General features: G+C 38.0%; 5 protein-coding genes. 1 reads left to right on the forward strand and 4 read right to left on the reverse strand.

Annotated elements, in window-relative coordinates; all coding sequences use genetic code 11:
• Window positions 1–342 precede the first annotated feature (342 nt).
• The 4 genes from V6C11_RS12110 to V6C11_RS12125 form a co-directional block, all read right to left on the reverse strand.
• A complete protein-coding gene (locus V6C11_RS12110) occupies window positions 343–1554 on the reverse strand; it encodes an FAD-dependent oxidoreductase (RefSeq protein ID WP_333531430.1) in 1212 nt (403 codons plus the stop codon).
• Between the two features lie 37 nt (window positions 1555–1591).
• Window positions 1592–1918, reverse strand: coding sequence for a thioredoxin family protein (locus tag V6C11_RS12115; RefSeq protein WP_333531431.1), 327 nt, complete (start codon window positions 1916–1918; stop codon window positions 1592–1594).
• Window positions 1919–2179: 261 nt separating this feature from the next.
• Entirely contained in the window at window positions 2180–4060 is a 1881-nt protein-coding gene (locus V6C11_RS12120; RefSeq protein WP_333531432.1) for an aryl-sulfate sulfotransferase, read from the reverse strand.
• A gap of 57 nt (window positions 4061–4117) precedes the next feature.
• Window positions 4118–5578: an SLC13 family permease gene (locus tag V6C11_RS12125; protein WP_333531433.1), complete on the reverse strand. Its 1461-nt coding sequence runs from the start codon at window positions 5576–5578 to the stop codon at window positions 4118–4120.
• Window positions 5579–5760: 182 nt separating this feature from the next.
• On the opposite strand from V6C11_RS12125, the gene V6C11_RS12130 reads away from it, so the two are divergent.
• Window positions 5761–6468, forward strand: coding sequence for a Crp/Fnr family transcriptional regulator (locus tag V6C11_RS12130; protein ID WP_333531434.1), 708 nt, complete (start codon window positions 5761–5763; stop codon window positions 6466–6468).
• Window positions 6469–6608 lie beyond the last annotated feature (140 nt).

A 6608-nucleotide genomic window follows, 5' to 3' on the forward strand; every position in this document is an offset into this window, starting at 1 on the left:
CATTTTGAAGTACCTCCTGTGTGATTAAATTAGGGGTCGGTCGCCTAGACAGCTCGACACCCAGTATATTACAGGAGGTGCTTTTCTTTTTCAAAGGTCATTTTATTTCCTTACAGGAATGCTCCTTTTTATATAACTTGCTAATAATGTAGACCCCCTAGTAGCTAGAGGGTCAAGAATAAATTCTTAGTCAATAATAAAATTTTATATTCGGTCAAATGGCAGTAGTATTTCACTAACATATTTATCTATATCATTCGTGATACCATACTCAATTAATGCAATTTCAATAGAATAACCAGTTAGTTCATAATGATGTTTTTTATATACGCAAACAGCTTTTTAGAGCTGAGGTTTTACCTTTAGTTTATTCAACGAACATTCCAGCCGCTTAATTTCGTTGCCTTTATCCAATACCACAACTGCAGGCACCTTTTCGACTCCATACTTTCCTGCGAGGTTTTTCTTTGTTGCCATATCGATTTTGAAAATTCTATAATTACCGTTTAGCTCCTTATTGACTTCCTCTAATAACGTACAAAAATCTAAGCTTTCGTTAACTGTCGCATTAAAAAATACAAGTAAAACTTTCTTATCGCTTTTTAGAACATCCTTATTAAAGGCATCAACTTCTTCGACGTACCGCTCAGCTGCAGCTGCAGCTGTTGCTCCATCTCCAGCGGCGGAGACAACTTGTCTTAAATATTTCACCCGATTATCCCCTACGGCATAGACCCCTTCAAGATTCGTTTCCATAAGGTCATTTACAGGAATATATCCTCGCTTCTCCATTTCCACTCCACTTTCTTCAAGAAAATGGGTGGATGGAATCATACCGACAAAGAAAAATACACCCTGGCAATTTAACTTATGAGATACTCCCGTTTTTAAATTTTTTATTTTTATTCCTTCTACATTCTCTTCCCCAAGAACTTCTTCGATCGTCGAGTTCCAGATAAATTCCATTTTCTCATTTTGGAACGCTTTTTCGGCACTGACTTTATTGCAATCAAGAACGCCTTCGTCATGAAGAACAATAACTGTCACTTTTCGTGCAAACTTTGTAATATACATTCCTTCTTCAATAGCTTGATCGCCGCTGCCGACAACAACGACATGCTCCCCTTCAAAGAATTCTGCATCACAGGTCGCACAATAAGCAACTCCCATACCTCGAAGTCTTTTTTCGCCTGGAATATTTAGAAGCCGCGGTTCACTCCCGCAAGCTACGATGACAGCCTTCGCGGCAAGAACTTTTCCTTTCTTCGTTTTTATTTCTTTAACTTCTCGCTTTAGATCCACACTCACAACTTCGTCCTTAAGAAACTCAACCCCGAAATGCTGAGCATGTTTTTTAAAATCATTCATCAGATCAGAACCGCTGATGTTTTGATATCCAGGATAATTGACAATTTCTCGAGTTGTATTGACTAAGCCGCCTACAGTTCCTTTATTAACAACCAATGTTTTAAGCTTAGCTCTTCCACCATAAATGGCCGCTGTCAATCCTGCCGGTCCTCCCCCAATTATCATTAAGTCATAGCTACTCTCCATTATTTCTGTCTCCTCCACTTTTATCTACAACAGAGCTCTATCCCTCGAGAACACTCTCAATCTTTTCCTCGACTTGTTTTTCTTCGACCTCTCCAGCGAGTTTTGCTTGATACTCTCCATCCTTAAAGAAAAGAATCTGAGGCACTCCTTTTAGAGAAAATTGTCGAAATATGCTCTTGTTTTCTTCAACATCAACATAATAGAAACCAAACTTGCCATCATATTTTGGCTGAAGCTCTTCTAAGACAGGAACAACACCTTGACAGACATGACACGTTTCTCTTGAGAAAATAACAAGGCAAGGCTCGCAATTAACATAAATAATCTCTTCAAATGAGGCGGAATCTAATTGTTTTAAAGCCATAAAGCACCGCTCCTAAGATTAATAATTTGGTCAATAAAATCAAAAGAAGGTCTGGCCTGACAACTTTTAAGCACAGGCCAGAAAAAGATATAATGAATAGAAGGGCTAGCACATATTTAGAAGAGAAGTTGACCGATTGTCGTAGCAATAATAATATTTAGAACAATAGCACCTATGCAAGCGGGAATTGAATACTTATAAATATCGTTTGCACTAACCCATTCCCTATTCCCATGCCTTTCATGAAGTATGGGATTTATACTATGCCTGGATTGTTACATTAGTTGTATAAAGCGTTCCTTCGCATAATATTTCCACCTTGTAGATTCCTTTTAAACCTTCTTTGCTGATGAATTTATCAATATCCTGAGGATTTTCTTTCTGAAAAGTACCAACACACATGGCTTCATGGTCGGCACCGGTGGTTTTAATATGATATTTATGGACGCAGCCATCTTCGCCGCGCAGAATTAAAAATGCATCTTCCCCTTCTGAAAAAATTGCGCTGAACTGAATTCTGTCTTCTTCTTCCCAAATTCGTGCATCATAATGATCTGGGATCAGACCTTTGGATTCTGCCGGAACTTTTACCCGGAATTCTTTGCTTACGCCCAGGCTTCCCAGCAACTGGCCTTTTCCAAATTCAGCTACTTCATTGGCATAGTAAAGGGGCAGTTTTTCTGCTCTGTAAAAGTTTGCAGGAACTTGTAATTCATATACCACTTCATTATTGAGCAATTCACAGGTAATGGAGTTAAAGCTGATGGTGTCTTTTTCCGGACCTCTGACCAGATTGACCGCCATGCCTTCGCAGGTTTTACCATTCTGATAGCCGATTCCGCCGGAATGGATTAAATAATGTCCATCGTTGTAATATTCGACATTGCCAACATATGGAGAGAAGAATTCTGCGCCACGTTCTTTTCCATACTGCCAGATCTGTTCAATTTCCATCTTATCGGTATCAATGCGATAGATTACACCGCAGGAAAAATTCTTGCTGTTTGGTACATAATGTTCTTTGTTCTTGGATCTCCAGTGACCATTGTCAAAAAGGAAGATGTTTCGATTTGGCAGAAGCACACATGCATGCTGTTCGTACTGCCAGTCGAATTTTTCCAAATCGCCAACTGGTTTAAAGAAATATTGTTGATATTCTTCCGGCCAGCCTTCCGGATCTCCAAGGATCCAGTTTAATTTACCAGTTTGAAAATCAATATTGATGACAGCATCCTGATGGCGTCCAGATAATAACAGACTGTTGGTTTCTTCGTCATACCATACGGCATTGTTGTGGAACCAGTCTTCCGCATCCTGGGTGCCAGAACCTGCAACTGGATACTGGGGCAGTATATTTTTAAAATCCCATGATTTTAAAATTTCACCAGTCTGCTTGTCAATTAATACACACATGTCTTCCACTGTGGAAGAATTCAGGTCTTCTGTCAGAATCAGCAGATTTCCGTCTTTCATCTGGAAATGGTCATGATGGTATCCGCCAGGAATACGATATTCTTTAAATACTTTTCCTCCCAGATTCATTTCATAAATTCCGGTGGTGTAATATGGCATGCCAACCAGTCGTTCTGTTCCGACCAGAATATGACCATTGTCAATACGTTTCAAATCAAATGCAAAGTTATATGGAGAATACCAGCGTAGATCGCCCCGATAATCATACCCAACTGGCACAGACTTCATGGAAGCAGTCATAAATACCAGATTATCTCCGAAATAACTGGATGTGGTTTTGCAGGAAGTCGCATGTGGTACCCGTTCATCTACTTTATCAGTTTTAATGATAATGGTATTTCGTTCACCGGTTGACAGCACCAGTTCTACTTCATTTTCCCAGTCACCGTATAAACCATAGACTGGAATAATATGTCTGGTTCCTCTTGGGAACCGATGTGAAATATTTCCCTGTACTTCGATACCTTTTACGATAATGGTTACTTCAACTGGAATTGGGGTTTCAAACAGCACCATGGCAGTCAGCGGCGCAATAAAATATGGATTCAGTTTTACCAGCGGATTTGCCAGAGTATAATTTCCCTGTGCAAATTCTTCTAAAAAGCGTTGTTCACTTTCATGCTGCATTGTGATAATATGCTGCATGTTTTGGTATTTAATTGTACTCATTTTTTCACTCCTAACAAAATTGTGGCTTTATTTTTATAAAATTGTAATGGATCAGAATCAGATGAATAAAAGTTTTGCAATTGGATAACCGACAAGGATATATAGTATCAATACGGCAATACACATTGGAAAACCGATTCTTAAAATATCTTTCGATGCGTAAATATCAGTGCGTCCGAATAACATACTTGCATGCGGAGAAGCAGATGGTGTCAGCATTGCAACGAACACCATGCTGGTAACACCCATTGCCACTGGAATAGGATTGATGCTTAACTGTTCTGAGAACGTAATGATAATTGGCATCAGTAAAATTGCCATTGCAGCATTGTTGGCAAAATTTGTGATAATCAGAGCGAAGGTAAACAAAATTGCTACAAATGCCAGTTCAGAGCATCCACCCAGGAGCGGATTTAATTTTTCAACTAAGAAGCCTGTTACACCAGTAGCGGGATCGGATAACGTACTACCTCCATAAATTGCAGCTGCGATTAAGAAGAATAATCCCCAACTGAACTGACTATAAGCGACTTCTTTAAAGTTCAGCATCGGTTCTCCGTTGAATCGGAGTACAGAGAATACCAGGATGAAGAAGATCCCAATTCCCAGTGCACCCCAGCTGTTCATCAATGCAACAAATAGAATATCCTTTGGCAGGAACATTGGAACCAGCATCATAATTAAATAGCATGGAACCATGAACAGATAGGCTTTTTGCTGGAAATTCATATCTGGTAAATTTAATTCTTTTCTTACCATTTCTGGATCTACATTTTTCAGCTTACTTACATCAGGACGAATGATAAACTTTAATACCGTCAGGTAAATGGAGATGACCAGAGAAGTCATAATAATAATATAAACCATGTAAGCTGCAGAATTTATGATGTATTTACCATGGGTCATGGTTTCAAAAGTTCCGATAATACTCAATGGTGCGCCGAGGAATGGGAATATAATCTGACCTACTGTAATGGTTAAAAACATTCCCATAAAGAAATAGTTCCAGAGTTTATCCTGTTTTGTAATTTTTAATGATTCCACAATTCTTAATGCGATCGGCCATAAAATAATCAATGCTGTAATTGCGGAGATAATGGATAATGCCCAGCAGGCCACATAGAATATCAGAATAAATACATATGGTCTTCCTTTGAAAATCTTTCTGGTAATAAACCATTGGGCAATATATTTACTGCTGCCACACTGGTCCAGTGCACCGAATAAAACAATTACAAATAAAGTCTGTAGTACAACAGGATGGCCTATAGCAGTAGAAATAACCTTAGTAAAACCACTAAAACCTTCCCCTGCATAACCAGAGATACCGATTAATGTCAGTCCCAAAATACTAGGCCATAAAGTGTCTACTGTAGACCATAAATAAACCATACCTAAAAAAATACCGACACTTTTCATACCGATTGGCGTAATTGGCGTAATCGGTGGGATTGTCCAGAATGCTATGATAATAAGAAAGCCTATCATAGTATGAAGATAAGTTAAGTCTTTTTTCATTTTTAGCTCCCTTTCTTGATATTTTTAATGATTATATCAATTACATTTATGGGTAAAATATAACACATGTTATAGCCTGTGCTTTTTTTAACAATATTTCTTGACGGTTTATCAAAAGAATCTTACAATATGGAATGATCATAATCTGAATCGCTTCTTATTTTTAAATAAGGAATCTGACCATGAATAATTTAATTATGAATTTTAAAGAATGTATGAAAACACATTCGGATGTGTTTCCATGCTATTATAAAAAAGGACAGTATATCATTCGGCCGGGAGAGGTACTGAACAGCATCTATCTTTTGACAGAGGGGTTATGTTATCGTAAATTTCTGACTGAAAAAGGTGAAGAAATTATTTATGATATTCGTGATTCCAATGGCAAATTGGAAACTCTTCTGGGTGTACTGATTTTATACAGTAACAGTAAAATTAGTACCACCTCGTTTATAGCAAAATCGGATTGCACCTGTTATAAAATTTCTGAACGAATTTTTATGAATTATGCTAACCAGAATCCTCAGCTACTTCATGAACTTTTAAGAATGTCTATGAATAGTTATGATGAACTGGATATCAAATATCATTTTCGACAGAGTGGAAAAGCTGCTAATCGGTTGTGCGAAATTATATTAACTACTGCTTGCAGTCAGAATGGAGTGCTTTGTTTCAGTCAGTTTAATCACAGTGAATTAGCTAAATATCTGGGCGTACACAGAGTCAGTGTAGTCCGAATTTTAAAACAGTTGGAAGAAGACAGGGTCATCAAGCGTACAAAACACGGTCTGATTTTATTGGATCAACAGCAGTTGAAGCAATATGCAGCTGGAGAAAAGTTTGTCTATACAAAAAAGGGCGTGTCGCAAAACGTTTATTTGAAAACGTAGGGCGACACGCCCCTTTTGATTCATGACAGGAAAATCATTACATCTTTGCAGGTTAGTTTCACTATTTAAGCCCCGTTTTGGGCATAACAAAACAAGGGAAGCGCTTTCCCTTTGTTAATAATTTTTCGTTTTTGTTTAGG

The sequence above is a fragment of the Desulfotomaculum sp. 1211_IL3151 genome, assembly GCF_036763075.1.
In the GTDB taxonomy this organism is placed as follows: Bacteria; Bacillota; Desulfotomaculia; order Desulfotomaculales; family Desulfotomaculaceae; genus Desulfotomaculum.